28 protein-coding genes are annotated in these 25491 nt (G+C 64.6%); 19 read left to right on the top strand and 9 right to left on the bottom strand.

Features of this window, described 5'->3' with window-relative positions:
- Positions 1 to 51: 51 nt before the first annotated feature.
- The 5 genes from XH79_RS17450 to XH79_RS17430 all read right to left on the bottom strand — a co-directional run bounded on the left by XH79_RS17450 (position 52) and on the right by XH79_RS17430 (position 4694).
- Positions 52 to 402 (bottom strand): hypothetical protein, encoded by a 351-nt coding sequence (locus XH79_RS17450; protein ID WP_271582405.1) that lies wholly within the window; start codon positions 400 to 402, stop codon positions 52 to 54.
- A gap of 428 nt (positions 403 to 830) precedes the next feature.
- Complete coding sequence (locus XH79_RS17445; RefSeq protein WP_271582404.1) at positions 831 to 1181, bottom strand: hypothetical protein; 351 nt, start codon at positions 1179 to 1181, stop codon at positions 831 to 833.
- 266 nt (positions 1182 to 1447) lie between these two features.
- Positions 1448 to 1885: a hypothetical protein gene (locus XH79_RS17440; RefSeq protein ID WP_271582403.1), complete on the bottom strand. Its 438-nt coding sequence runs from the start codon at positions 1883 to 1885 to the stop codon at positions 1448 to 1450.
- A 129-nt stretch (positions 1886 to 2014) separates the two neighbouring features.
- Positions 2015 to 2803 (bottom strand): SDR family NAD(P)-dependent oxidoreductase, encoded by a 789-nt coding sequence (locus XH79_RS17435; protein WP_271582402.1) that lies wholly within the window; start codon positions 2801 to 2803, stop codon positions 2015 to 2017.
- A gap of 226 nt (positions 2804 to 3029) precedes the next feature.
- A complete protein-coding gene (locus tag XH79_RS17430; RefSeq protein WP_271582401.1) occupies positions 3030 to 4694 on the bottom strand; it encodes a methyl-accepting chemotaxis protein in 1665 nt (554 codons plus the stop codon).
- 314 nt (positions 4695 to 5008) lie between these two features.
- On the opposite strand from XH79_RS17430, the gene XH79_RS17425 reads away from it, so the two are divergent.
- The 8 genes from XH79_RS17425 to XH79_RS17390 all read left to right on the top strand — a co-directional run bounded on the left by XH79_RS17425 (position 5009) and on the right by XH79_RS17390 (position 8639).
- Complete coding sequence (locus XH79_RS17425) at positions 5009 to 5374, top strand: nuclear transport factor 2 family protein (RefSeq protein WP_271582400.1); 366 nt, start codon at positions 5009 to 5011, stop codon at positions 5372 to 5374.
- Between the two features lie 118 nt (positions 5375 to 5492).
- Complete coding sequence (locus XH79_RS17420) at positions 5493 to 5897, top strand: YciI family protein (protein ID WP_271582399.1); 405 nt, start codon at positions 5493 to 5495, stop codon at positions 5895 to 5897.
- Between the two features lie 55 nt (positions 5898 to 5952).
- Complete coding sequence (locus XH79_RS17415) at positions 5953 to 6318, top strand: YciI family protein (RefSeq protein ID WP_271582398.1); 366 nt, start codon at positions 5953 to 5955, stop codon at positions 6316 to 6318.
- A 126-nt stretch (positions 6319 to 6444) separates the two neighbouring features.
- On the top strand, positions 6445 to 7197 hold the full coding sequence (locus tag XH79_RS17410) for a TetR/AcrR family transcriptional regulator (protein WP_212345011.1): 753 nt from the start codon (positions 6445 to 6447) through the stop codon (positions 7195 to 7197).
- Positions 7198 to 7318: 121 nt separating this feature from the next.
- Positions 7319 to 7810 (top strand): DUF2852 domain-containing protein, encoded by a 492-nt coding sequence (locus tag XH79_RS17405; RefSeq protein ID WP_212345013.1) that lies wholly within the window; start codon positions 7319 to 7321, stop codon positions 7808 to 7810.
- A gap of 177 nt (positions 7811 to 7987) precedes the next feature.
- Positions 7988 to 8155, top strand: a complete 168-nt coding sequence (locus XH79_RS17400; protein WP_271582397.1) for a hypothetical protein — start codon at positions 7988 to 7990, stop codon at positions 8153 to 8155.
- A 53-nt stretch (positions 8156 to 8208) separates the two neighbouring features.
- Positions 8209 to 8478: a hypothetical protein gene (locus XH79_RS17395; RefSeq protein ID WP_271582396.1), complete on the top strand. Its 270-nt coding sequence runs from the start codon at positions 8209 to 8211 to the stop codon at positions 8476 to 8478.
- The gene (locus XH79_RS17390) at positions 8475 to 8639 is read left to right on the top strand and encodes a hypothetical protein (RefSeq protein WP_212345463.1); all 165 of its coding nucleotides are present in this window, start codon (positions 8475 to 8477) and stop codon (positions 8637 to 8639) included. Before XH79_RS17395 ends, XH79_RS17390 begins: the two co-directional genes overlap by 4 nt.
- On the opposite strand, the gene XH79_RS17385 is transcribed toward XH79_RS17390, so the two are convergent.
- Positions 8626 to 9789 (bottom strand): acyl-CoA desaturase, encoded by a 1164-nt coding sequence (locus tag XH79_RS17385; RefSeq protein WP_212345016.1) that lies wholly within the window; start codon positions 9787 to 9789, stop codon positions 8626 to 8628. The genes XH79_RS17390 and XH79_RS17385 overlap by 14 nt on opposite strands.
- A 309-nt stretch (positions 9790 to 10098) precedes the next feature.
- On the opposite strand from XH79_RS17385, the gene XH79_RS17380 reads away from it, so the two are divergent.
- Both XH79_RS17380 and XH79_RS17375 read left to right on the top strand, forming a co-directional pair.
- Positions 10099 to 10866, top strand: a complete 768-nt coding sequence (locus XH79_RS17380) for a serine O-acetyltransferase (protein ID WP_271582395.1) — start codon at positions 10099 to 10101, stop codon at positions 10864 to 10866.
- Positions 10867 to 10890: 24 nt separating this feature from the next.
- A complete protein-coding gene (locus XH79_RS17375) occupies positions 10891 to 11601 on the top strand; it encodes an SDR family NAD(P)-dependent oxidoreductase (RefSeq protein ID WP_271582394.1) in 711 nt (236 codons plus the stop codon).
- 23 nt (positions 11602 to 11624) lie between these two features.
- Here XH79_RS17375 and XH79_RS17370 read toward each other — a convergent pair whose 3' ends face one another.
- The 3 genes from XH79_RS17370 to XH79_RS17360 all read right to left on the bottom strand — a co-directional run bounded on the left by XH79_RS17370 (position 11625) and on the right by XH79_RS17360 (position 14796).
- Positions 11625 to 11942, bottom strand: a complete 318-nt coding sequence (locus XH79_RS17370) for a hypothetical protein (RefSeq protein ID WP_271582393.1) — start codon at positions 11940 to 11942, stop codon at positions 11625 to 11627.
- A 244-nt stretch (positions 11943 to 12186) separates the two neighbouring features.
- Complete coding sequence (gene ggt / locus XH79_RS17365; RefSeq protein WP_212345027.1) at positions 12187 to 13923, bottom strand: gamma-glutamyltransferase; 1737 nt, start codon at positions 13921 to 13923, stop codon at positions 12187 to 12189.
- 354 nt (positions 13924 to 14277) lie between these two features.
- Positions 14278 to 14796, bottom strand: coding sequence for a DUF2231 domain-containing protein (locus XH79_RS17360; RefSeq protein WP_271582392.1), 519 nt, complete (start codon positions 14794 to 14796; stop codon positions 14278 to 14280).
- A 433-nt stretch (positions 14797 to 15229) separates the two neighbouring features.
- Here XH79_RS17360 and tolQ point away from each other — a divergent pair, with 433 nt between their 5' ends.
- From tolQ to tilS, 9 genes are all read left to right on the top strand, one after another.
- Positions 15230 to 15946: a protein TolQ gene (gene tolQ, locus XH79_RS17355; RefSeq protein ID WP_018641591.1), complete on the top strand. Its 717-nt coding sequence runs from the start codon at positions 15230 to 15232 to the stop codon at positions 15944 to 15946.
- 43 nt (positions 15947 to 15989) lie between these two features.
- Positions 15990 to 16442, top strand: coding sequence for a protein TolR (gene tolR, locus XH79_RS17350; RefSeq protein WP_271582391.1), 453 nt, complete (start codon positions 15990 to 15992; stop codon positions 16440 to 16442).
- Between the two features lie 4 nt (positions 16443 to 16446).
- Positions 16447 to 17406: a protein TolA gene (locus XH79_RS17345; RefSeq protein ID WP_271582390.1), complete on the top strand. Its 960-nt coding sequence runs from the start codon at positions 16447 to 16449 to the stop codon at positions 17404 to 17406.
- A gap of 23 nt (positions 17407 to 17429) precedes the next feature.
- Positions 17430 to 18794: a Tol-Pal system beta propeller repeat protein TolB gene (tolB, locus tag XH79_RS17340; RefSeq protein ID WP_271582389.1), complete on the top strand. Its 1365-nt coding sequence runs from the start codon at positions 17430 to 17432 to the stop codon at positions 18792 to 18794.
- A 236-nt stretch (positions 18795 to 19030) separates the two neighbouring features.
- Positions 19031 to 21364, top strand: a complete 2334-nt coding sequence (locus XH79_RS17335; RefSeq protein WP_271582388.1) for a putative bifunctional diguanylate cyclase/phosphodiesterase — start codon at positions 19031 to 19033, stop codon at positions 21362 to 21364.
- A 181-nt stretch (positions 21365 to 21545) separates the two neighbouring features.
- Positions 21546 to 22271 (top strand): N-acyl amino acid synthase FeeM domain-containing protein, encoded by a 726-nt coding sequence (locus XH79_RS17330; protein WP_271582387.1) that lies wholly within the window; start codon positions 21546 to 21548, stop codon positions 22269 to 22271.
- A 270-nt stretch (positions 22272 to 22541) separates the two neighbouring features.
- Positions 22542 to 23030 (top strand): peptidoglycan-associated lipoprotein Pal, encoded by a 489-nt coding sequence (gene pal, locus XH79_RS17325; protein ID WP_024337630.1) that lies wholly within the window; start codon positions 22542 to 22544, stop codon positions 23028 to 23030.
- A gap of 190 nt (positions 23031 to 23220) precedes the next feature.
- Positions 23221 to 24273, top strand: a complete 1053-nt coding sequence (ybgF, locus tag XH79_RS17320) for a tol-pal system protein YbgF (protein WP_271582386.1) — start codon at positions 23221 to 23223, stop codon at positions 24271 to 24273.
- 144 nt (positions 24274 to 24417) lie between these two features.
- Entirely contained in the window at positions 24418 to 25479 is a 1062-nt protein-coding gene (gene tilS, locus XH79_RS17315; protein ID WP_271582385.1) for a tRNA lysidine(34) synthetase TilS, read from the top strand.
- Positions 25480 to 25491 lie beyond the last annotated feature (12 nt).

The raw sequence follows: 25491 nt of genomic DNA, 5'->3' as shown, positions 1-25491 counted from the left end.
TGAGGGGCGCGCCCAGGCCGGTCACGTCATGCGCCGATCGGCGTATGCCTCTCACCGGATTGATCCGGTCACGTCTTCGCCGGAGGACGGAGACTGGACGCAGCGAGGGCAGATCACGAGCTTGGTGCCGAGCTGCTTGTCGTTCTCCGCTTCGATCTCGTCGTGGACCGCCCACCACGCTTCGGAATACGGACGCAAGGTGGCGAGCACCCTTTCGCGCTCCTGATTGGGATTGTCCTGCGCGGGTGCAGGACTGGCGGCGCGCCGCTTTGTGACGTGAGAGCGATTCGGGTTCTGGCCGAGGCCGTCCCATGCGATCGGACGACGCTCCTGCGCCGGCGCAACCGCGCACCCCATGAGCGCTGCGCAAAAAGTGAGCAAGAATAAGCCGTGTCGCATCATGCCGGGCCTTTGGAGCGGTACGCGACACGCAAATTCCGCTTGGGAAGTATCGCATCGCGCCAGTTAAATGGAACTTAAGGGAAACGACGTGGCCGGCATGGCTGAATAAGGAATCATGATCTCGCATCACTTTGCGAAAGCAGTGAGGCCGCTTCGTGGAGAGGTGCGGCCCGCATCGCACAATAACTGGCGCAATAATAGGCTGTGAACTCAGCGTCAAAATCGCTAATCATTTCTTCATAAATTCTACAAACTGGGATGGGCGTGACTTGGAAGGGGAGCGACCGATGGCAGCGGCGCTACAGATCAACTTTGCACTGTGGGGTATGCTCATCTGCGCGAGCATGGAACTGGCGCAGATGATCCCGAGGTTCTTCTAGAACCGACGAAGCGTGTGATCGGCGCAATGTCGCCGGCGCGCTTGCCCGTCAGCTCACGAGCAACGCGATGAGCGTGAAGCTGACACTTGCGATGACAAGCATCGAGACGATGTAGTTGCGCGGCTGCGCCGTCCGGAAGGGTGCCGGCCTCCTCGGTCGCGGCGGCTCGACGCCGTGCCGGTCGGGTTGCGACGGCGCGAGCGCGGCGTCTGTGCCCGAGCCCGAGCCTACATATTTCAAATAGAGCTCGAGCAGCCGCAGCTCGGACGCGAGGTCCATCAGGCCCTCGCGGTCGCGTCGCGACAGCAATTCGAACTCGACGGTTTCCGCGGAGCTCAGTTGACCGAGGACGATCCGTCCCTGGTCCGACAGGCGGTAGTGGAAATCGATGGGTTGCATAGCGTGCGACCCGCTTGAAAATGAGCAATCCTGAAAAGGCAAAACCATACTACTCTGTGACCACTGCTGAGATGTGACGCCGCCGCGGCCTCAGTCTGGCCAAATTCAATCATAAACCGCAGGGAAACGCTGCAAACCGCGTAAATTGTGCAGCCATTGCAAAGCGCTTGAGCGGATTCAGGGGCCGCGGAGGGGAAATTTGGCTGAACTGCCTAATCGCCGCACAGTGGCGGGCTGATCGCAGTCACGGCGCCCGCGCCCAGGCGTCACCGGCAGCGCGGGTAGATTGCGGCGAGGTCGCGCCCTTTCAGCAGCAGTAGCCGCGAGCTGAGACCGCCGCGGCGGCTGATCCAGTCGCGCACCGGGCCGGGATAGGCGGCCAGCACCGCTTCGGAAGCTTCCGGCTCGGCATAGATGCGTCCGCGCTGGTCGATCGAACGTGCGGCGTGGAAGCCGAGCACGGCGCGCCCCGTGACGCAGATGCGCTCGCCCGGCACGATGCTCAGCACCAGCGTGCAGGCGGACAGGCAGGGACCGTCGATCACCACGCGCTCGCCGCTTGCGCGCACCTTCTCGAACAGATCGAGGAACGGCCCGACTTGTCCGCCCGGCGACTGGATGATGCGGATTTCGGCGCCAGCGGGCGTGGCGGCGACGAGCGCGGAGGCGAGGATTACGGCCCGGATAAAAGGAACGCTTTGCATCGTACTCTCCGCACATTCGACGTCGTAGGGTGGGCAAAGCGTAGCGTGCCCACCATCGGCACCGCAAATCCGGAAGAAGGTGGTGGGCACGGCGCAAGAGCGCCTTTGCCCACCCTACAGATACTGTGCCTACCCGTTCCGCCTTTGCCCGCGCAGCGTCGGCAGACCGATGCCGGCCGCATCGAAGCCGCCGTCAACGGCCAAAATTTGGCCGGTGATGTAGCTCGATCGTTCCGAGCACAGGAAGTAGATCGCTTCCGCGAGTTCCTCTTCGAGACCGTAACGGTTGAGCGGAATGGCGTCGTGATAATCGGCGCGGATCTCCTTTGTATGCACCTGCTTGGCCATCGCCGTGTCGACCGGCCCGGGCGCGACCGCGTTGACGCGGATGTTGAGCGAAGCGAGCTCGACCGCGAGCTGCTTCGTCAAATGGGCAAGACCGGCCTTGCTGGTGCCGTAGGCCGAGCGCAGCGTCGAGGCGCGCACCGCCGAGATCGAGGTGATATTGACGATGGCGCCGCCATCGCTGTCGCGCATCAGGGGCACGGCGGCCTTGGTGCAGAGGAACGGGCCGGTGAGGTTGACCTCGAGCACGCGGCGCCAGTCGGCGTCCGACGTCTCCATCAGCGGCGCGAACACGGCGATGCCGGCATTGTTGACGAGCGCGTCCAGCCGGCCGAACCGCCGCTCGATCGCCGTCATCGCGGCGCCGACCGCGGCCGCGTCGGAGACGTCGCAGGTCAGCGCCAGCGTCGCCTCGTCCTGGCCGATCTCGGCGACCGCACGGCCGAGCAGCTCGCCCTCGATGTCGAGCAGCGCCACGCGCCAGCCCTCGCCAAGGAACTTCTTCGCGGTCGCAAGCCCGATGCCGCGCGCGGCTCCGGTGACGAGGGCGACTTTTTGCGGGTCTTGCGGCATGGGCTGGTCTGTCCTTCTGGCGGAAACGGAAGTCGCACGGGCGGCCAGCGCCTTTTACTTCGCTTTCGTTCCGGCAAGAATAGATTTCCGTCACCCTGAGGTGGCCGCTTCTTCAGCGGCCCTCGAAGGGCGACGGCCACAGGCCGGGCCGATTCATCCTTCGAGGCTCGCCGTGCTTTGCACGGCGAGCACCTCAGGATGACGGGGACAGAGTAAGGCTGACGACCTACGCCAGCTCCGCCGAGGCGCGCTGCATGTTGGTCGACATGTCCTCCGTCACGATGCTCTGCTCCTCGACCGCGGCGGCGGTCGAGGCGATGAACTCGTTGACGGAAGCGATCGCGATCTTGATCGCGGTCAGGGAGGTCGCGACGTCGCCGGAGATGGTGTTCAGCGCGTCGATTTCGGTCGTGATCGTATCGGTTGCCTGCTTGGCCTGATTGGCGAGGCTCTTCACCTCGGAGGCGACCACGGCGAAGCCGCGGCCGGCTTCGCCCGCGCGCGCCGATTCGATCGTGGCGTTGAGCGCGAGCAGATTGATCTGGCTGGTGATGCCTGAGATCATCTCGACGATGCCGCTCATGGCCTGTGCGGCCGCGGTCAGCTTCTGGGCCTGGAGGTCGGCGGATTCGACCTTGGTGGTCGCGACCTTGGAGGTCTCGCGCGACTTCGCCATGGTCTGGGAGATCTCGCGGATCGAGGCGCTCATCTCTTCGCTGCCGGCGGCAACCGCCTCGATCAGCCCGCGCGCATTGTCGGCCTTCTTGCGGCCGATCGCCTGCGCGGTGATGTCGGTGGCGTATTTCACCACCTTGTACGGCTTGCCGTTGAGGTCGAAGATCGGATTGTAGGAGGCCTGGATCCAGATCTCGCGGCCGCTCTTGGCGATACGCTTGTATTCGGCGGCCTGGTACTGACCGCGGTTGAGCGTCTCCCAGAACTGGCGGTAGGCGGCCGAGTTCTTCTCGTCCGGCTCGACGAACATCGAGTGGTGCTGGCCCTTGATCTCGGCCAGCGAATAGCCCATCGCCTTCAGGAAATTCTCGTTGGCGGTGCGGATGGTGCCGTCCATGTTGAACTCGATCACCGCCTGCGACTTCTGGATCGCGGCGAGCTGGCCGTCATTGTCGGCCGCCTTCATCTTCTGCGCGGTGACGTCGGTCGCGAACTTCACCACCTTGAACGGCTTGCCGTTCTCGTCGAGGATCGGGTTGTAGGTCGCAAGAATCCAGATCTCCCTGGCGCCCTTGCCGAGCCGCTTGTATTCGGCGGCCTCGAACTCGCCGCGGTTCAGCTTGGCCCAGAACGCAGCATAGGCCGGGCTGGCGCGGTCCTCGGGCGTCACGAACATGGAGTGGTGCTTGCCCTTGATCTCGTCGAGCGAATAACCCATCGCGCCCAGGAAATTCTCGTTGGCGGTGACGATCGTGCCGTCCATGTTGAACTCGATCACGGCCTGCGCGCGATTGATCGCGGCTATCTTGCCGGAATCCTCCATGGTCTTGATCTTGTACGCCGTGATGTCCGTGGCGAACTTGATGAAGCTGACCACCTTGCCGTTCTCGTCGCGCAGCGGCGCGTAGGAGGCGTGGACCCAGACTTCCTTGCCGCCCTTGCCGAAACGCTTGTACTGCGTGGTCTGGAACTCGCCGCGGTTCAGGCTGGCCCAGAAGTCGCGATAGCGGGCGCTGTCGCGCTCCGCCGGACTGACGAAGATGCTGTGGTGCTTGCCCTTGATCTCGGCGAGCGTGTAGCCGCTCATCTTGAGCAGGTTCTCATTGGCATCGAGGATGGTGCCGTCGAGACCGAATTCGATGACCGCCTGCGACCGGTCGAGCGCCTCGACCTCTGCGACCGCATGTCTGACTTTCTTGCTTTGAAAATTGAACACGTGAGCTCCGCAATGTTCCCGATGGCAATTGGGAGGATCGTCGTATCGTTTCCCCTCTGGGAAAAAGTTGCATGGTCTTCTTGAGCATCTGTAAACCGTCGCAGAAGCCGTCTCGGTCCTGCGATTTCACGTGCGGAAGCCATGTCTTTCAACCGGCAGGCGTTCCAGATTCATATGCACGACGAGGTTCATAGAGCGTCCCGTATTTGTACGGGATGCATGGCCGCGTCGTGTTGCCGCAGTCCGCGTGCGTTGTCGGTGCGGCCGCTCGGGAATCGTCTTGCATTAGGGGATGCTTGCCGCGGAGACGATCGATGGTTGATGACCATGAGCGCGTGATCCGGAACCTGTTTGCCGCCTATCTTGCCAATGACCGGCAACGGGTGAGCGATGCGCTTGCCGACGACTTCCGCTTCACCAGTCCGTTCGACGACGACCTCGACAAGGCGGCCTATTTCGAACGCTGCTGGAGGGACACCGGCTGGATCGCGCGGCATGACATCGAGCGGATCTTCGTCCGGGGCGATGAGGCCTTTGTTACCTATTGCTGCGTGGCAACCGACGGCAAGAGCTTTCGCAACACCGAGTTCTTCACCTTCGCCGGCGGCAAGGTCCGGCGCATCGAGGTCTATTTCGGCGCCAGCCGGAAGGACGGCCGTTTCCTGCCGCAGTCGCGCTAGCGCGGCGCCTCCCCGAATAATTTTCGTCACCATGTCGGTTCCCCGGGAGTTCATTCGTCTTGGAGGTGAAGGCGGGCGGCTCTGCCGCCGCTCTCCCGACAGTGAAAGTAGGGAACACATGCGATTCATGATGCTGATGATCCCGCTCGGCTACGAGAGCGCGCCGGCGGACGTCCAACTCGATCCCGAGCGCGTCGCCGCGATGATGCGCTACAACGAGGCCTTGAAGGATGCCGGCGTGCTGATCACGCTGGACGGCCTGCATCCGCCGTCGATGGGCGCGCGCGTGTCGTTCGCGACCGGCGAGCCCATCGTGACCGACGGTCCCTTCGCGGAAGCCAAGGAAGTTCTGGGCGGCTACTGGATGATCGAGGTCGCCTCGCGCGCCGAGGCGATCGCTTGGGCCAAGAAGTGCCCGGCCTCGCCGAACGAAATCATCGAGATCCGCCAGGTGCAGGAGATGAGCGACTTTCCGCCGGAAGTGCAGGCGGCCGCCGCCGGCTTCGACGACCTGAAGACGTAGACGGGACTGCCGCTACCCGATTTTCCAGCCAGCCAATCAACCAGAGGAGATATCCATGAGCGCCGAACACAAATTCCTCGCCGTCTATCTCGGCAGCATGAGCGGGGCGAAAATGAAGGCCTGGCACGCGATGCCCGAGGCCGAGCGCAAGGCAAAAGAGCGCGAGGGCATGGCCGCCTGGCACGGCTGGGTCGAGAAGCACAAGGACGTCATCGTCGAGATGGGCGGCCCGCTCGGCAAGACCCGCAGGATCGACGGAAGCGGCATCACCGAGATCAGCAACGCGCTGACCGGCTTCACGGTGGTGCGGGCCGCCTCGCAGGAGGAAGCCGCAAAGCTGTTCGAGAACCATCCGCATTTTGCGATCTTCCCGGGCGAGGCGATCGAGGTCATGCCCGTGCTGCCGATTCCGCAGATGTAGCCCTGGCAACGTCGTTTCCGGGCACGATGCAGACGCATCGGCCCGGCAGGACCGTGGAAGTACGGGTTAATCACGCGCGATTCCCGCTAGTGACCTTCACGCCCGGCTCATGTAAAAGCCGTTCACATGAGCTGGCGCAAGGAGCAGCGCCGCGCCGAGCGCGGCTATCACCACGGAAATCTGAAGGAAGCCCTGTTGCAGGCCGCCCTCGGGCTGATCGCCGAGAAGGGTGCGGCCGGCTTCACCTTTGCCGATGCCGCGCGTATGGCCGGCGTCAGTGCGGCGGCGCCCTACCGGCATTTCCGCGACCGCGACGAGCTCTTGTCCTCGATCGCCCAGCGCGGCTTCGAGCAGTTCGAGGCGCGCCTCACCGCGGCCTGGGACGACGGCCGTCCCGATACGGTCACGGCGTTCGAGCGCGTCGGCAAGGCCTACCTCGCCTTCGCCCGCGAGGAGCCGGCCTTCTACAACGCGATGTTCGAATCCGGCCTGCCGGTCGATGCCAATCCGGCGCTGCAGGCCGCCAGCGAACGCGCCTTCAACATCATCCGCGCCGCGGCCGAGCGGCTTGCCGCACTTGCACCCCCGGGCACGCCGCGGCCGCCGGCGATGATGATGGCGCTGCATATCTGGTCGATGGCGCATGGCGTGGCCTCGCTGTTCTCGCGCGGCGATGCGGCGCGGCGGAAGCTGCCGATGTCGCCGGACGAGCTGCTCGAGGCGGAGGTGCTGATCTATCTGCGCGGGCTCGGCTTCCCGACCGACCGCCGGCCGCCGGCCAAGGGCGCCGAGCCGCCGCCGGTGCCGCCGGAGGCCTCCTCCGGTTCGGGCGTGCCGCCGGGCGGCACCCCAGGTGGTCCTTGGGGCAAGCCGAAATAAAGTTGCGCAAATAATTCCGTCCCCGTGTCAGGCGGCCAGCTTGACAAAATCGCGGGATGGTCTAGCTATGTAAATGTTATTTACATTCACAACGGCGCTGGTGCCGTGATGGAGATGGGAAATGGCCTACACCGCTGATGTCAATCGATGGCGCGGCCCTTCGGACCAATACCAACAGTACGAGCGTCCCCGCATGCTCGACACGCCCTGGCATCCCGGCTGGATCGCCGTGACCATCCTCGGCTTCATCATCTGGTGGCCGATCGGACTTGCCCTTCTCTTTTTCACACTCGGGAGCAGAAGAATGTCGTGCTGGAGCAACCAGGATCGCTGGCAGAACAAGATGGAGCGGATGCAGTACAAGATGGACCGCATGCGCGACCGCATGGAGCGCCGCGGCTTCGGCTTTGGCTTCGGCCCGCCGTCCTCCGGCAACCGCGCCTTCGACGAATATCGCAGCGAGACGCTGCAGCGGCTCGAGGAAGAGCAGCGCGAGTTCAAGGATTTCCTGACCCGTCTGCGCCACGCCAAGGACAAGGAAGAGTTCGACCAGTTCATGGCGCAGCACAAGACGCGTCCGACCCCGCCGCCGACCGATCAGCAGCAGGGCTGATCTGGCCGGCACCTCTCAAAGCCTTCAGGCACATGCCCCCAAAGTCCTGATGGCCCCGAGCCGCCCGTCTGCGCAACCCGCAGGCGGGCGGTTTGGTTTTCACCTCTCCCCGTATGAACGGGGAGAGGAGCAGATCGAGCCCCCGAACCGTCACAGGGTTCACCGATACCAAAGCGCATGGACCTCACCACCCGCCTGCTGATCGGCATCACCGCCTTCGCGGTGCTGGGCTATGTCAGCTTGGTCTACGGCAGTTGCGCGCTCGCTCCCGATTGCCATTTTCGCCTCTGCGCCGGCGGGCGCTCGCTGTGCGGCGTCGATCACGCACATGTGCAGGACCGCTAGAACCCAATTCACGCCGGATCCGACCAAGCCCTGACGGCGCCGTAGCGGCGTCAATGGGTACGACGATGACCGAGGCCGAGAGCAAACAGATCAGCCGCCGCATCGCGCTGCTCGAGCGCGCGTCGGCGCTGTTCGACAGACATGGTGCCTCGGTGCCGTTCGCGATCGCGTTCCTCAACGGATGGCCGACGGAGATCAAATTCTATCCGGAGCTCGTGGTCGGCAACGCCTGGAAGGTGCTTCTCAGCCTCGCCCTTTATCAGCTTGCCGCATTCGCGCTCAGGCGCGCGGTCTCGTTTGCGACGGCGGACTTTGAGCCATGATCCTGCTGCGCGATTTCGCGCTGTTCGTCCTTCCCGCTCTCGTCGCGGCGGGCGGCTGGCTTTATGCGCTCCGCCTGCGCAGACGCGCGCGGCCGGGCCGGGCGCGCGAGGGTACGCGTCCCGGCGGCATCAGCGGCGCCGAAAAGTTCAGCGCACCGTGACGAGCTGCGCGCGGACCGACGTCAAGAAGTGCTCGTAGGCGTGGTCCACGATCTCGTTGAGCGATCGCGTTCGCGCGAACATCGCCCTGGCCTCGGTGAGAAACTCGTCGCGCGTCGGAATCTTCGGCAGGTGCAGATGCGTCAGCGCATCGACGCCTTCGTGGGCGCGATTGAAGATCTCGTGCAGCGCCGGCAGTTGCAGCTGCGCCAGATCGGCCCTGTGCAGCGCCGACGAGATCGCGTGCGCCAGAGCGTGAGCGTCGAACCGTCCGGCGAGCTGGCGGGCCGCCCGATTGATGACCCGTGCGCCGAGCGGCTGCTCGTTGCGCAGCACCAGTTCGGGCGGCGCCTTCATGTTCCAGACGATTCCGAACCAGGACAGGACCTTCAGGATGTAATAGGTCACGTCGACTTCCCACCAGCGAAAGCCTTGTCGCACGCTGCTCTGGTAGGCGTGGTGATTGTTATGCCAGCCCTCTCCCAGGGTGAGTAACGCCAGCAGCCAGTTGTTGCGGGAATCGTCGCCCGTCACGTAGCGCTTGCGTCCGTGCACATGGGCGAGGGAGTTGATGCAGAAGGTCGCGTGATAGACCAGCACCGTGCTCCACAGGAAGCCGACGATCAGACCCGACCACCCCGCAGCTGCGAAGCAGAGCGCTGCAAGCACAACGGCCGGCAGGAGCTCCAGCCGATGCAGCCACATCAGCTCCGGATAGACCGTGAGATCTCCGACCTTCACGAGATCGGTCTCGTCGTGCTCCCGGTAAAAGATCCAGCCGACATGGCTGTACAGGAAGCCGCGTTGGCGCGGTGAGTGCACGTCCAATTCGGTATCGGAATGCAGATGATGGTGCCGATGCTTGGCCGCCCACCACAGAACGCTCTTCTGTGCGCTGCTTTGCGCGAGGCAGGCCAGGATGAACTGAAACACCCGGCCGGTCGCAAAAGCCTTGTGCGAGAAATAGCGGTGGTAGCCTGCTCCGATTGCGAACATGCGCACGACATAGAGCGCACCGCAGATCGCGACGGCCTCCCAGGTGACGCCCGACCAGATGGCGGCGAAGCAGCCGAGATGGACCAGCACGAACGGTATGGCGGAGGGGTACATGACGTCGTCATGGTGGTCGTCGGCAGGCGCGTTGGGCGACATGTCTTGGAGTGACCTTGGGTGAGGGGGATCGGGTATTCGCATCGGCCGCGCAGGACGCCGGGTATGAAAAACCCGCGGATGGCGGACCACCGCGGGGGCTTGAGAAGGATGCCTTGCGCGTACATCCCCGGCCGAAGCAGCGTCGGCCGAAACGCGATCGACTATATGGTTGCGGGTGCCTGGCACGCAAGCTCGTAGCCTCACGGGGAACTGCGGCATGTTGCGAGGGGTGTCACGCCTGCCCGCCGACGCGGCGTGGCGCGCGGGCGGCCCACGGCCTATATTCGAGGTGAGAAGAAAGAGGCGGCGATGATGGCAGCTGCGACCTCGACGAGCGACAATCTCTGGCAGAACATACGCGATGAAGCGCAGCGTGCGATGGCGGCCGATCCGGTCTTCGGCAAGTCCCTTGCCGATACGGTCCTGATCCATGGCGATTTTGCGGCCGCGCTGGCCGGTCTGATCGGACGCAGGCTTGGCGGCTCGGCAGCGGAGCAGGCGCGTTTCACCAGCTTTTCCCTTGAGGCCTTTCGCGGGTCGCCGGACCTGATCGAAGCCGCAAGCCGCGACTTGCAGGGCATCGCCCTTCGCGATCCCGCCATCGCCGAGCTGCTGCCGCCCTTGCTGCATTACAAGGGCTACGTCGCGCTGCAGGCCTGGCGCGTCTCGCACTGGCTCTGGCATCGCGGCCGCATCGATGCGGCGCTGCTGTTCCAGAACGAGGCCTCGAACGTCTTGCAGGTCAGCATTCATCCGGCCGCCAGCATCGGATCGGCGGTCTATCTCGACCATGCCACGGGTATCGTGATCGGCGCCAACGTCGTCATCGGCGACGAGGTCACCATCCTGCAGAACGTCAGCATCGGTCGTCGCAGCGAGCTGCCGACGCGTTCACCTCGCATCGGCCGCGGCGTCTACATCGGCGGCGGTGCGACCATTCTCGGCGACATCAGCATCGGCGATTTCGCCAAGATCGGCGCCGACACGGTGGTGACGTCGGACATTCCCGCCGGCTGCACCGCGGTCGGCAATCCCGCGCGATTGACCAACTGCCCCGAGCCGGCATCGGCGGCCTGATCCCTTCATTCTTCGGAGACTCCCATGAAGACGGCAATCGTGATCGGCGTCGGCCCGGACCGCGGGCTCGGGGCCCGGCTCTGCAAGCGCTTTGCGGCCGACGGGCTCAAGGTGATCGTCGCAGGCCGGACGCTTTCCGCGCTGCAGGCCGTTGCAGACGGCATCACCAAGGCGGGCGACGCGGCGGTGCCCATCGTCGCGGACGCGACCAGCGAGCGCGACATCGTCGCCCTGTTCGATGTCGCCGGCGAAGACCTCGACCTCGCCATCTACAATGCCGGCAACAACACGCCCGGCAGGATCATCGACATGGACGCCGACTATTTCGAAAACGCCTGGCGCGTCGTGTGCTTCGGCGGATTCCTGTTCGGCCGCGAGGCGGTCCGCCGCATGGTGCCGAAGAAGATGGGCACGCTGCTCTTCACCGGCGCCAGCGCCTCGCTGCGCGGCCGCTCCGGCTACGGTGCCTTCAACTCGTCAAAGGCCGGCTTGCGCACGCTGGCGCAGGCGATGGCCAAGGAATATGCGGGTGACGGCATCCATGTCGGCCATGTCGTGGTCGATGGCACCATCGCCGGCGACAAGATCTTCTCGCGTTTTCCGGACGCGTCCGGCCGCGAGGACAGCCTGATCGACATCGAAGGCATCGTCGATGCCTTCGCCTTTCTCTACCGCCAGCCCGAACGCGCCTGGTCGTTCGAGCTCGACGTGCGGACCTCGAAGGAGAAGTGGTGAGGCCTTGTCCCTTGCCTCACCGATCAGGCGGCAGCCTTGTTCTTGATGGCTCCGACGATCGCAGTGAGGATCGCCCCGCCGGCGCCGCCGGCGACGACTTGTGACACGATGCCGCCAACGCTCAAGTTTCCAGATTGGGCTGCGGCCATGATGGACGGAAGCAGCAACGTAATGACCTGGCCGAGCAATCCGCCACCGACCAGGCCTGAAATGACGTTTCCGGCCATTCCGAGATCAAATGTCGGCGAAGACTTGCCCGCACCAATTCCACCAAGCGCGCCTGAGACGAGGTTGATCAGAATCTGTTCCATGCGAATCTCCCGAACAAGGTCGTCGGGCAACTCGCCGGCAACTATTTTCAGTTGTCTGACCAGCGGCCCATTCCCGCATCGTCCGCCGACTTACAGGCAAAGACAATAGAGTGTGTTGCCGATCGGCCGGTGAAACAAACCCTCGCGGGTGGCACAGGCTGCATAGGGATTTATTCAGCCTGGCAGGAACCCTGACATTGTGTGCCGCCCTCATCAGCAGCGAAGGCATCGTCGATGCCTTCGCCTTCCTTTTGCCGACAACCCACGCGTTCTCTCAATACCCGTCGGCTAGCCCCGTGTTGCGGCGGGGATCGTTGGCGCCATAGTAGCGGTTGTTGCCGACCTGCTTGCCGCCAAGCGACGGCGCGCCCACGATGATGACTGCCAGATGGTTGGCCGGCTGCGGCGGGCCGAATTTGTGGCCCATGCTCTCCAGAATCTTCTGCGTGTCCGGCGACAGCGCGTAGTTCTCGACATTGGTCAGGTCGGGCAGCCACTGCTGGTGGATGCGCGGCATGTCGACGGCTTCCTGCGCGTTCATGCCGTAGTCGATGGCGTTGATCATGGTTTGCAGCACGGCCGTGATGATGCGGCTGCCGCCGGGCGTGCCCACCACCATCACCGGCTTGCCGTCTTTGCTGACGATGGTCGGGCTCATCGAAGAGAGCGGCCGCTTGCCGGGCGCGATGGCGTTGGCTTCGCCCTGCACCAGTCCATACAGGTTCGGAACGCCAACCTTGGCAGTGAAGTCATCCATTTCATCATTGAGCAGCACGCCGGTCTTTGCCGCCGTGACCTTGGCGCCGAACCAGTCGTTCAGCGTGTAGGTGACGGACACGGCGTTGCCATCCTTATCCGCGATTGAATAGTGCGTGGTGTTGCTGCCCTCGTGCGGCGCGACGCCCGGCTTGATGTCCTTGGAGACGCCGGCCTTGTTCGGGTCGATCACGGCGCGAATCTTGGCCGCGTAAGCCTTGTCGAGCAGGCGGTCGAGCGGATTCTTCACGAAGTCGGGATCGCCGAGATAGCTGTTGCGGTCCACGTAAGCGTGCCGCATCGCTTCGATCTGCACGTGCATGGCAGCTGCGGAGTGATAGCCCAGCTCCTTGAGCGGATAGCCTTCCAGGATATTCAGGATTTCGCAGATGATGACGCCGCCCGAGCTCGGCGGCGGCGCGGAAACCACGTGATAGCCGCGATAGTCGCATTCGACAGGTGCGAGCTCGCGCGTCTTGTAGCCGTCGAGGTCGTCCTGCGTCAGCAGGCCTTTGCCGGCCTGGCTGGATGCCACGATGGCGCCGCCGACCCAGCCCTTGTAGAAGCCGTCGGTGCCCTTGCTGCTGATCTCGCGCAGGGTTTTCGCCAGCTCGGATTGCACCAGCCTGTCGCCCACGCCGAATGGCTGGCCGTTGCTCAGGAAGATGGCGCTGGATGCCGGATCGTCCTTGAAATCGTCGGTCGCCGTGCGCAGCAGGTCGATGTCGCCCTGGTCGAGCACAAATCCCTGTTCGGCGAGCTGGATCGCGGGAGCGAGCAGGTCGGCGCGCTTCATGGTGCCGTATTTTTCGCGCGCATATTCCATACCCGAGACGGACCCCGGAACGCCCACGGCCAGATGCCCCTTGGTCGAGATGCCCTTGATGACGTTGCCGTCCTTGTCGAGATACATATTCGCCGTCGCCCCCTTGGGGGCCGTCTCGCGGAAATCGAGGAAGGTCTTGCGGCCGTCGGCGAGCTGAATCGTCATGAAGCCGCCGCCGCCGAGATTGCCAGCCGCCGGATAGACGACGGCAAGGGCGTAACCGACGGCCACAGCAGCATCGACGGCATTGCCGCCGCGCTTGAGCACCTCCACGCCCACCTGTGTCGCCAGATGCTGCGCGGACACCACCATGCCGTTTTCCGCGGCGACCGGCGCAACCGATGCCGCGCGTGCGGCGCCGAATATGACGAGGCAGATCGATACGACCGCGGCGGTCATCCACCGCACATTTGTTTGGGGTTTCGGCATGGGGGGGTCCTCAGGCTGGCCGGTGATATCGGCACGTTGTTGTCCGCGAACGAACCCTATCAGCTCGCGCCCGCCGAGGGAGCATGAGGATGTGGCGACGCGCGATGCCAGCCCCGGGCCACACTGCGCTCCCGAGGAGGGCGGGGGAGAGGGGTGGCCCAGGGAATGGTGCGTCCGTCGTTGCGCTTTGAGGCGCCTTATGGGGCGAACCCCCGTGTTGCATCGCTCTCGCCAACCCTCGCTCGCGAAGGGGGAGGGAACCGGCCTTGCTCGGAGCTGGCAGCTTCCACCTCCGGCAACGCCCGCGCAATTGACCAGCTGCCCCGAGCCCGATCAGCGGGCGACATCACGCCTTCAGGCGGCGCGGCGGTGGCTCTCGCCGCCATGTTGAGGCGTGACCGGCTCCGAGCTGGTCTGGCCCGGAGCGTCCAGCACTGCGACGTGATGGCGATAGACCATCGCCCAGCCCTTCCATCCCGTGAACAGCAGGATGCCGACGACGATCAGCGACAGCACCACGCCCCAGGGCTTGATCGCGGCCTCGCTGCCTTGCGCATAGCGCAGATACAAATTGACCAGCGCCAGCACGACGGCCGCAAGATTGCCGACCATGTGGTACCAGGCATCATTGAGACGGCGGATCCGGGGCTCGCTCAGGAAATCGGTAAAGCCGGCCGTGGCGGCAACCAGCGCCATGACGATGCCGGCGCCGATCAGCCACATGGCGGCCCTGGCCCAGAAACCGTCGCCGGTTCCAATAAAGGCCAGATCGGCGATGGGCACGCCGACCAGAAACGCCACGGGGAACGGGATGATCATGGGGTGGAGCGGATGGTCGCCAATGGCGGCCGTCGTCTTGGGGTTGATGCTCATGGCAATGCCTCGCTGAAAGTGATTTTCGGGACAATTTTGGGGGCGAGGGCTGGTTCCTCGGGGGGCATGGTTGGTGGAGCCCGGGCCCTGCGGCCGACTGCCCCGTACCTGCGCGCCGGCCATCCCCCTGGGCCGCCTGCCTTTCCCGCAGCCAATTGCGCCGCCGGTAACCCCGCATTAACCATCGGCGGGCTCTGGTAAGTGTGGACAGGCGTGCCCGGAGCCCGAAGGTCAAGGCTGGGGTCAAGGCCCTTAGTTTTGACATCTTGGCAGGGAATGCAGGCGGCTGGCTTTGGACGAGCCCTGCACCCCAAGAAAGACAAGGCTTTGAGCGGGCTTGCCGGCTGCGCGGTTGGCGCGGCGGTTGGGGAACCGGCGGTCATTTGCTGGCCGGGACATGAGGTTTAGAGATCGCCTTGAGAGGATACTGCTTATGAATCCGGCCGACGTGGCTCAGTCAGCCCTTCCGGTTGCCGCTTCCGCGGACGTGTCGCTGATTGCGCTGTTCTGGCAGGCTCACTGGATCGTGAAAGCGGTGATGCTGGGACTTCTGTCCTGCTCGGTCTGGGTCTGGGCGATCGCCATCGACAAGATCTTCCTGTTCGCCCGCACCCGCCGCTCGATGGACCGTTTCGAGCAGGCCTTCTGGTCCGGCGAGTCGATCGAGGAGCTCTATCGCACCCTTTCGGCCAAGCCGACGCATTCCATGGCGGCCTGCTTCGTGGCGGCGATGCGCGAGTGGAAGCGCTCGTTCGAAAGCCACGCCCGCTCGGTCGCGGGCCTGCAGATGCGCATCGACAAGGTCATGAACGTCTCGATCGCGCGCGAGGTGGAGCGGCTGGAACGCCGCCTTTTGGTGCTCGCCACCGTCGGCTCCGCCGGCCCCTTCGTCGGCCTGTTCGGCACGGTCTGGGGCATCATGTCGAGCTTCCAGTCGATCGCGGCGTCGAAAAATACCTCCCTGGCGGTGGTCGCCCCCGGCATCGCCGAGGCGTTGTTTGCGACCGCCGTCGGCCTTATCGCCGCCATTCCTGCCACTATTTTCTACAATAAGTTCACCTCCGAGGTGAACCGGCAGGCCCAGCGGCTCGAGGGCTTCGCTGATGAATTTTCAGCCATTCTGTCCCGTCAGATCGACGAGCGGGGCTGACGGACGGAATGTATAGTGTGAAGGGCAATTTGGGCACGCGATCATGGCCATGAACGTTGCGAGTTCGTCCGGAGGCGGCGGGCGCCGTGGCCGGCGCAAGCCCGTCGTGGCCGAGATCAACGTCACGCCGATGGTCGACGTGATGCTGGTGCTGCTCATCATCTTCATGGTGTCGGCGCCGATGCTGACGGTCGGCGTGCCGCTCGACCTGCCGCAGACCGCGGCCAAGAGCCTCGAGAACAACGACCAGAAGCCGCTGCAGATGTCGGTCGACATCAAAGGCAAGGTCTTCATCAACGACGCCGAGGTCGCGATCAACGAACTGGTGCCGAAGCTGAAAGCGATCACGGATGCCCGCGGCGGGCTCGAGGAACGCATCTATCTGCGCGCCGACAAGAAGGCGGATTACGGCACGGTGGCCAAGGTGATGGGCCTGCTGTCGGGCGCCGGATTCAAGAAGCTCGCCCTCGTCACGGAAGCGGATCAGGGGTCCTAAGCCGGTGAAGGTGAACGTCGACAAGACACTCGTTGCGTCGATTGCCCTCCACGTCCTCGTGCTTGGATGGGGCCTCGTCACCTTTAGCAGCAAGGCCTACATCGCGCCGGAGGAGTCGCTTCCGGTCGACATCATCTCCACCGATCAGCTCGCGCAGATGATGGCGGGGCAGAAGACCGGCGACAAGAAACAGCCCAAGCCCAAGGTCGAGAAGATCGCCGAGGCCAAGCCCGAGGAAGACGCCGTCGGCAAGGTCACCGAGAAGAAAGAGCTGATCAAGACCAACTCGCAGCCGGAGCCGCCGCCGAAGCCCGTCGAGAAGCCGGTCGAGAAGAAGCCCGAGCCGCCGAAGCCCGTCGCCGAGGCCAAGCCGAAGGAAGAGCCGAAGCCGCAGGAAAAGAAGCCTGATCCGGCCAAGGAAGATCCGATCGCCGAACTCCAGAAGAAGCTGGACACCAAGAAGCCGCCGCCGAAGCCGGTCGAGCAGAAGGTCGCGGCGGTGCAGCCGCAGCAGCAGCCGAAGCCGAAGGAGCGCACCTTCGATCCCGCGCAGATCCAGCGCGATCTCGACAAGCGTGCCACGACCCGACACGAGCTCGCCGGCTCGACTTTGAATGCGTCGGCTTCGCTGGGATCGACGACCGGGACTGCCGCCAACAACGTCGCGACCTGGCAAGGTGCGTTCATGTCGGCGGTCAAACGCTGCTTCACGCCCACCTATAACGGACAGGATGCCGATCAATACGAAGCGGACATCGATATCTACATGAAGATCGATGGAACGCTGGCATCCGAGCCGGTTGTCGTTGCGGCGAAAGGACCGTCCCGGTCGATCGCTCAGGCAGTGGCGGAGAGTGGCAAGCGCGCCATCGTGCAATGTCAGGCCTATTCGTTCCTGCCAAAGCAACAATATGACACTTGGAAAACCATTCCGATGCGCTTCGGCCTGAAAGATATGCTGTGACATCCGAACCAAAGAATTTTGCGATGAATGACATCCGATCGATGAACCGCCGCCGCTTCATGACCATTGGTGGATCGGCGCTGGCGATGCTTGGGGGCGGACCCGCCTTCGCCCAGGCCCAAAAGCGGCTTGAAATCAACCCCACCGAATTTCGGCCTATTCCGATCGCGATCACCAACTTCGTGCCGGGCTCGCCGTCCGACGGCGACGTCGGCAATGGCGTCACGCAGGTCATCACCAACAATCTGAAGCGCTCGGGCCTGTTTTCCCCGATCGACCAGGCCGCCTTCATCGAGCGCATCAGCAACATCGACGCCGCGCCGCAATTCGAGAACTGGAAGACCATCAACGCGCAGGCGGTCGTCACCGGCCGCATGACGCGGCAACAGGACGGCAGGCTCAAGGCCGAATTCCGCCTGTGGGACGTCGTCACCGGCCAGCAGCTCGCGGGACAGCAATATTTCACCTCGCCGGAATATTGGCGCCGCATCGCCCACATCATCTCCGACCAGATCTACGAGCGCATGACCGGCGAAAAGGGCTATTTCGACAGCCGCGTCGTGTTCGTCGACGAGACCGGGCCGAAGGAGCGCCGCGTCAAGCGGCTCGCGATGATGGACCAGGACGGCGCCAATGTGCGCTATCTGACCCGCGGCTCCGACCTCGTGCTGACGCCGCGCTTCTCGCCGAACTCGCAAGAGATCACCTACATGGAGTTCGGCCAGGGCGATCCGAAGGTCTATCTCTTCAACATCGAGACCGGCCAGCGCGAGATCGTCGGCAACTTCCCGGGCATGACCTTCGCGCCGCGCTTCTCGCCGGACGGCCAGCGCGTGATCATGAGCCTGCAGCAGGGCGGCAATTCCAACCTGTTCGTGATGGATCTGCGCTCGCGCTCGACCACGCGCCTCACCGACACGCCGGCGATCGACACGTCTCCGTCCTACTCGCCTGACGGCACCCGCATCTGCTTCGAGTCCGATCGCGGTGGCCGGTCGCAGATCTATGTGATGGCGGCGGGCGGAGGACAGGCGCAGCGCATCTCCTTCTCCAAGGACGACACCAACGCCAGCTATTCGACACCGGTGTGGTCGCCGAAGGGCGATTACATCGCCTTCACCAGGCAAGGCGGCGGACAGTTCTCGATCGGCGTGATGAAGCCTGATGGCAGCGGCGAGCGTCTGCTCACCTCCGGCTTCCACAACGAGGGCCCGACCTTCTCGCCCAACGGCCGTGTGCTGATGTTCTTCCGCGATCCCGGTGGCAATGGCGGACCGTCGCTGTACTCCGTCGACATCTCCGGCCGCAACGAGCTGAAGGTGCCGACGCCGGGCTTCGCCTCCGACCCGGCGTGGTCGCCGCTATTGTCCTCGACGGCCGGTCAATAGACCGCGTGTTCAGACGCGCGATGTTATCGAAAAAACGCGCCGATTTTTTCGCGTTCGGTGGGGAAAGCAAGCTTTCCTTCACCTTGTGCCCGGCAACGCTTGCCTAGTTGCTTGATATTTCAGCAGAATCGGGTTCGCAATTGCCGAAAAACAACTCGACTTTAACGATGTTCCCTCAGAAAGGCTTCACCTGGGTTGGGTAAAAGTACGCTCTAAACAGGATGCGTAATTAGCCAATGCAGCTGGCCGACCAGAAGCAGAGCGATCGAGACGAGCTGGAGCCGATACTCTACGCCGCTCTCATCAACTCTATGGTGCAGAATTTCTGGGCGATTTTCCTCGGCTCGGCCTCCGCCGCCGTGGCCGCGGTCATGACTGCGCTGAAGACCGGCGACGTCTTGCTGTGGCCGCTCGCATTTCTGCTGATCGCCATCGGTACCGCGCGCGCGTTCCAGATGCGCGGATACGAGAACCGTGCGCACCCACTGTCGTTCGAGGAAGCCAAGCATCTGGAGCCGCGCTACTGGATCGGCGCGCTCAGCTATGCGGCGGTACTCGGCATCTGGGCCTTCGTCGTCATCTACAACAACGAGGATCCGGTGGCCGACATGCTCGCTGTCGCCATCGGCATCGGCTACACCGCCGGCGGCGCCGCCCGCAATTACGGCCAGCCCCGGGTGATCCAGTGGCACGTCGCGCTCGCCTGCGGTCCGATGTCGCTCGCGCTGCTGCTGCACGGCGGCCCCTACCACGTCGGCCTTGCGATCCTGCTGATGTTCTTCTTCATCGGCTTGAAGAACATCAACCTCAGCCTGCATGCGATCTTCGTCAAGGCGCTGACCTCGAGCTTCCGCGAATCCGCGCTGGCGAGCCAGTTCGACACCGCGCTCAACAACATGCCGCACGGCCTGTGCATGTTTCGCGCCGACGGGCGCCTTGCGGTGATGAACCATCGCTTCGGCCAGCTGATGGACCTGCCGGAGGACCTGGTCAAGCGCGGCGCCACCGCGGCCGACATCGTGTCGGCCTGCATCGCCGCGGGCTCCATCTCGGCGGAGAGCGGCAACCAGATCCTGGCTGAGATCGCGCATGCGCGGATCTGCGAGATCGTCACCGCCGATCCGGATCCCTCGCGCGGCCGCACCCTGGCCTGGACGTTCCAGCCGATGACCGGCGGCGGCACCGTGCTGCTGCTCGAAGACATCACCGAACGCACCAACGCCGAAGCCCGCATCAGCCATCTCGCCCGCTATGACGAGCTCACCGCGCTGCCCAACCGCGTCTCCTTCCGCGACGAGATCGAGCGCCTGCTGGCCAACGCGCACCACGCCGAACGGCTCTCGGCGCTGTTGTTCGTCGACCTCGACCAGTTCAAGCAGGTCAACGACACGCTCGGCCACCCCTGCGGCGACCAGCTCCTGTGCGCGGTTGCCAACCGCCTGCGCGAGATGCTGCGCCCGGAAGATTTCGTCGCCCGCTTCGGCGGCGACGAGTTCGTCGTGTTCCAGCAGAACATCTCCTCGGCCGAGGACGCCGCGAGCCTCGCCCGCCGCATCGTCGAGCGGCTCAGCGAGCGCTACCGCATCGACAATCACCTGGTCGAGATCGGCGCCAGCGTCGGCATCGCGCTGACCTCGCCCGACGGCAAGGTCAGCGCCGACACCCTGCTCAAGAACGCCGACATGGCGCTGTACCGCGCCAAGGCCGACGGCCGCGGCACCTTCTGCTTCTTCCGCGACGAGATGGCGGCGACCGTCGAGGCGCGCCGCATCCTCGAGCTCGATCTGCGCAAGGCGCTCGCCAACGAGGAGTTCGAGCTGTTCTACCAGCCGCTGGTCAATCTGAAGTCCGGCAAGATCACGACCTGCGAGGCGCTGCTGCGCTGGAATCATCCGGTGCGCGGCACGGTTTCGCCGGTCGACATCATTCCGGTCGCCGAGGACATGGGCCTGATCGTCGATCTCGGCCGCTGGATCCTGCGCCGCGCCTGCATGGAATGCATGAAGTGGCCGGAGGGCGTCAGCGTCGCCGTCAACTTCTCGCCGCAGCAATTCCACCAGCGCGACGTGCTGAGCGAGATCCGCTACGCGCTGGAAGTCTCGGGGCTTCCGGCGCATCGCCTCGAGATCGAGATCACCGAGTCCTCGCTGCTGCGCAACACCCAGCTGACCCACGATATCCTGTCGCAGCTGCATGCGCTCGGCGTGCGCATCTCGCTCGACGATTTCGGCACCGGCTATTCGAGCCTCAGCTACCTGCACAATTTCCCGATGCAGAAGGTGAAGATCGACCGCTCCTTCCTGGAAGGCATCGACACCGACCGGCCGCTGACGCTGCTCCGCGGCGTGGCACGCCTGTCGGCCGACCTCGGCATGGCGGTCGTGGTCGAGGGCATCGAGACCAACGAGCAGCTCGAGCTGATCAGCGCCGACGGCACCGTGTCCGAGGCGCAAGGCTATCTGTTCAGCCGTCCGGTGCCCGCCGTGCGGATGCGCCAGCTCCTCAACGCCTCGCATGGGCGGCGTGGCGAGAGCCTACTCCAGGTCGTGGGCTCGCGCTCCTTCGCCTGATTCCCGCTTCCCGAAATCTCCCGTCGTTTCAGACTGTTGCCAGGTACCGTAGTGCTACGGGGGGTTAACCCTAACACTTCGATTGCTTTGCTTCGTTGTTAAGAAGCTGTTAATAAATCATCACGCGCGTGGAAGTTGTCCCGCGCGAATTGCGATGAGCGGTGGTGGGTAAGGAGTTCGAATGCAGTCCTCAGCCAGAGCGATCATTTCGGCTGTTGGACGGGGTGCCGAGCTCCTGACCGACGTCGACTATCATCTTGCGGAAACGGCCGCGGAGAAGGAGGAGATCTACAATCTCCGCTATCGCGCCTACTTACGCGAAGGCGCCGTCAAGGAATCTCCGGACGCGCGCGTCACCGACCAGTATGACGAATTGCCGAACGCGTGGACCTTCGGCGTCTATCTCCGGGGCAAGCTCTGCAGCTCGGTGCGCATCAGCGTGCTGAACTCGGAATGGCGCCAGTCGACCTCGGCCGATGTCTTTCCCGATATCCTGCTGCCGCGGCTCGATCGCGGCGAGATCATGATCGACCCGACCCGCTTCGTTGCCGATCCTGATCAGGTCAAGCGCGTCCCGGAATTGCCCTATCTGACGACCCGGCTCGCCTACATGGCCTGCGAGCATTTCCATGCCGATCTCGGCCTTGCGATCGTGCGCCCGGAGCACCAGGCCTTCTACCGGCGGGTGTTCCTGCACGAGACCATCGCCGAGCCGAGGCTGGTCCCCGGCCTCACCAAGCCGTTCGGACTGATGGCGGCGGACTTCCCGACCTTCCGCAAGAAGGTGTTCGAGCGCTATCCGATCATGCGCTCCACCGCCTTCGAGCGGCGGATGCTGTTCGGGCGCGGCGGCCAGCGCCAGGTCCCGCAGCGGCGGGTGCTGGTGGCGGACGCCGTTCACGCCTGACACCGCCAGCACGCCTGACTGAAGGCACGCCGGCAAACTCCGGGCCTCAGGCCCAAAATTCAAGCAAAGCCAGTGATTTTGCCGGTTAACGCGGCTTGCCTTCACCCTCGCGCCACATTTACAACCCATTAACCATGACGGTTGCTTTTCGCTGGTTGGGGGCATTTGACCGGCTGACGCAAGGTTCCGTCAAGGTTGACGGAACGTTCGCTTAACCAACCCCCTGTAGACCGGACAGCAGTGGACTAACGTGAGCGTGGAGGCTCCGGAATGAAACATCCTATGCGTATCCTCCAGGGATTGAAGCTGGCCGCGGTGCTTGCCGTCGCGCTGTCGATGGGCGCCTGCGCCAACAAGAATGCTGCGACGGATGCGATGGCCAATGCGGCAACGCCCGGCAGCCAGCAGGACTTCGTCGTGAACGTGGGCGACCGCGTGTTCTTCGAAAGCGACCAGACCGATCTGACCCCGCAGGCGATCGTCACCCTCGAGAAGCAGGCGCAGTGGCTGCAGAGCTATCCGCGCTACTCCTTCACCATCGAAGGTCATGCCGACGAGCGCGGCACCCGCGAATACAACATCGCGCTCGGCGCGCGCCGCGCCCAGTCGGTGCGTTCGTTCCTCGCCTCGCGCGGCATCGATCCGAACCGCATGCGCACGATCTCCTACGGCAAGGAGCGGCCGGTGGCCGTCTGTAACGACATCTCCTGCTGGTCGCAGAACCGTCGCGCCGTCACCGTGCTGAACGCGAGCTCCTGACGCTTTCAGTCAGGCGCCGTTCATCTTCAGAAAACGATCATGCCGGCGCCCCTCACGGGCGCCGGTTTCGTTTCAGCGATCTGTGACAGAAACCGGTTTGTAGCAGTCACATTTTTGGCGTACTCCACTTCAATGTGTGGCGCGTCGCATGTTCCGTCGCAGGCCATTTCGCTTTCGTCGTCAGGGCAAGATGTCATCTAGATTTAAGGTTCTTACCGGCACCGTGGCGACCGCCGCGCTGCTCTCCCTGTGCGCGCCCGTCCTGGCTCAATCGATCTTGGCCCAGACGGATGATGATCCCGAGATGCGGATCGAGCGGCTGGAGAACCAGCTGCGCCAGCTGACCGGCCAGAACGAGGAACTGCAATACCGCAACCGGCAGCTCGAGGAGCGCCTGCGGGCGCTCGAGGGCGGCGCGCAAGCCGCGCCCGGTCAGGTGCCGGTGCAGCCGAATGTCACTGCCATGCCGCCCGCGCAAGCCGCGCCGGCCTATCGCCAGCAGCAGCAGGCCGTGCAGCCGAATTACGAGCAGCCGCAGATCGCTTCTCCCCCGCCGATCGTTCAGGAGCAGCCGGCGCCCGGCGCCCCCGGGACGCGCCGCCGCGGCGATGCCTTCGATCCGAACCAGAATCCGAACGCGCCCGGGGCGCCGCGCGCCCTCGGCGGCGGACAGCAGCCGATGCCGGCGGGAGCCGGCGCGCCCGGCGGCCGCAACGCCGGCGAGCCGCTCGATCTCGCCAACACCAGCCCGCGCTATCAGCAAGGCGTGCCGCCCGCGGCCCAGCCCGGCTATCCGCCGGCCCAGCAGGGCAATCCGGCGCAGGGTGGCGGAACGGGCCTTGCGACGCTGCCGCCCTCGGCGACGCCGCGCGACGAGTTCGACCTCGGCATCGGCTACATGCAGCGCAAGGACTATGCGCTGGCCGAGCAGACCATGAAGAACTTCGCGCAGAAATATCCGAACGACCCGCTGCTCGGCGACGCGCAATACTGGCTCGGCGAGAGCTATTTCCAGCGCCAGCAATATCGCGATTCCGCCGAAGCCTTTCTCGCCGTCACCACCAAATACGACAAGTCGGCCAAGGCGCCGGATGCGCTGCTGCGGCTCGGCCAGTCGCTCGCCGCGCTGAAGGAGAAGGAGGCCGCCTGCGCCGCCTTCGGCGAGATCGGCCGCAAATATCCGCGCGCTTCCGCCGGCGTCAAAGCCGCTGTCGACCGCGAGCAGAAGCGGGTGAAGTGCTAGAGCATGATCCGGACCCGAAGGGCCGCGTTAGCGCAAAGTGTGCAGCGGTTTTCCGAAAAGATCATGCTCAAACAAGAGCGATCGCTGACAAAGCGGATGGCATTGCGCTAAACAGTCGATCCATCCGCGGACGATTGCAGCGTCATGTCAGACGACGACAATTCACCGATCTCGGCGCGCGCGGCGAAGCAGCTCTTCGCTGACCTGAAGCACGCGCCGGCCCTGGTGCTCGCGGTCTCCGGCGGGCCCGATTCCGTCGCGCTGATGTGGCTCGCGGCCCGCTGGCAGCGCAGCCTTTCGCGCGGCCCGCGTCTCACCGTCGTCACCGTCGATCATGGCTTGCGGCCGGAGGCGGCGCGCGAGGCGCGCGCGGTCAAGCGGCTCGCGGCCGAGCTCGGCCTGCCGCACCGGACCCTGCGCTGGCGCGGCGCCAAGCCGAAGACAGGACTGCCTGCGGCCGCGCGCGAGGCGCGTTACCGTCTGCTCGCGCAGGCCGCGCGCAAGGCGGGGGCAAGCCATGTCCTGACCGCCCATACCCGCGACGACCAGGCCGAGACGCTGTTGATGCGTATGCTTCGCGGCAGCGGGCTTGCGGGACTGTCGGCGATGGCACAGCTGACGGAACGCGACGGCATCGTGCTGGCGCGTCCGCTGCTCGACATCCCGAAGTCGCAGCTCGTGGCGACCTTGAAACGGGCCAAGATCGACTTCGCCGACGATCCCACCAACCGCGACACCGCCTTCACCCGGTCGCGGCTGCGCGCGCTGCTGCCGCAGCTCGCGGCCGAGGGCGGTGACGCCAGAAACCTGGCGCGGCTCGCAGGCCGGCTGGCGCGCGCCAATGCGGCAGTAGAGGTGCTGGTTGATGGCGCCGAGCGCTTCCTCCAGTTGCGGGCGCGCGGCGATGCGCCGCAGGCAGGCGGTCGCAGCTTCGAGGCCGAAGCATTTGCCCTCCTGCCGGAGGAGGTCCGGCTGCGGCTCCTGCTGCGGGCGATCAATGCGCTCGGGCATGAAGGGCCGGCGGAACTCGGCAAGGTCGAAACTTTGTTGTCCGTGCTCGATCAGGCCCTGGCTATGGGCCGCCGCGCAGCCGCAAATGGCCGGCCGGTCCTGAAGCAGACCCTTGCGGGAGCCTTGATCAGCGTTGCCGGCGGGCGTATTCACATCGCGCCTGCGCCGGCGCGGCGGTCCCAAAAGGGGACTTGAAGGGCGGAGAGG

The sequence above is a fragment of the Bradyrhizobium sp. CCBAU 45389 genome (genome assembly GCF_028128625.1).
GTDB classification, from domain to species: domain Bacteria; phylum Pseudomonadota; class Alphaproteobacteria; order Rhizobiales; family Xanthobacteraceae; genus Bradyrhizobium; species Bradyrhizobium liaoningense_B.
This window is presented reverse-complemented; position numbering and strand designations above follow the sequence as displayed.